Below are 1063 nucleotides of genomic sequence, written 5' to 3'. Positions count from 1 at the left end.
TGGTGCTCTCGGCGACCTCGGCGCTCGACGAGGCGCAGAGCCCGTTCGACCACGTCCTCAAACAGGCCGTGTTCGCCGTGGTCGGCATCCCGTTGATGTTCGTCCTGAGCCGCGCGCCCGTGCGGTTCTGGAAGCGCATGGCGTGGCCAGCCCTCATCGGCGCGACCGTCTTCCAGCTGCTCGTCTTCACGCCCCTGGGCATCTCGGCGAACGGCAACCGAAACTGGATCCTGATCGCGGGGATCCAGGCGCAGCCGGCCGAGTTCCTGAAGCTCGCGCTCGCGCTGTGGCTCGGGTACGTCCTCTATCGCAAGCAGACGCTTCTGGGCGACTGGCGGCACGTGTTCATCCCGATCGTCCCGGTGTTCGCCCTCGTCGCCGCCACCGTCATGGGGGGCAAGGACCTCGGCACCACGATGATCCTCGTGCTGGTGCTCCTCGGGGCCCTGTTCTTCTCGGGGATGAAGCTGCGGATCTTCGTGCTGCCGGCGCTGGCCGCCCTGGCGGGCATCGCGGTCTTCGCGATCACCAGCGCCGACCGGATGCGCCGCATCATGAGTTTCCTCGACCAGGACTGCATCGCCAACTACCTGGGCGACTGCTACCAGCCGCTGCACGGCATCTGGGGGCTCGCCGCGGGGGGCATCTTCGGCGTGGGCCTGGGCAACTCGGCCGAGAAGTACGACTGGCTCCCGGCGGCCGCGAACGACTACATCTTCGCGATCGTGGGGGAGGAGCTCGGTCTGATCGGCTGCATCGTCGTCCTGGCCCTGTTCGGGCTCTTCGCCGTGGGTGCCTTCCACGTCATCCGGCGCACCGACGACCCGTTCGTGCGCATCGTCGCGGGCGGCATCACGATCTGGATCGTCGGCCAGGCCATGGTGAACGTGGCCGTCGTGCTCCGCGTGTTCCCCGTCCTCGGCGTCCCGCTCCCGTTCATGTCGCAGGGCGGCACGTCGCTCCTGTCGGTACTCATCGCGTGCGGCGTGCTGCTGTCGTTCGCGCGGACACTGCCCGACCGTCGCGCCGCCGCGCCGGTCGCACGCCCGCGCGCAGCCCGCCG

1 protein-coding gene is annotated in these 1063 nt (G+C 69.2%); it reads left to right on the top strand.

Features of this window, described 5'->3' with window-relative positions; genetic code table 11:
* The coding region (locus tag NS220_RS18760) for a peptidoglycan glycosyltransferase FtsW (RefSeq protein ID WP_058625464.1) at positions 1 to 1063 on the top strand (1063 nt) is incomplete at both ends.

Source organism: Microbacterium testaceum, assembly GCF_001476655.1.
Classification (GTDB): domain Bacteria; phylum Actinomycetota; class Actinomycetes; order Actinomycetales; family Microbacteriaceae; genus Microbacterium; species Microbacterium testaceum_C.
Note: the sequence above shows the minus strand (reverse complement) of the source record. Positions and strands in the feature narration are given on the sequence as shown.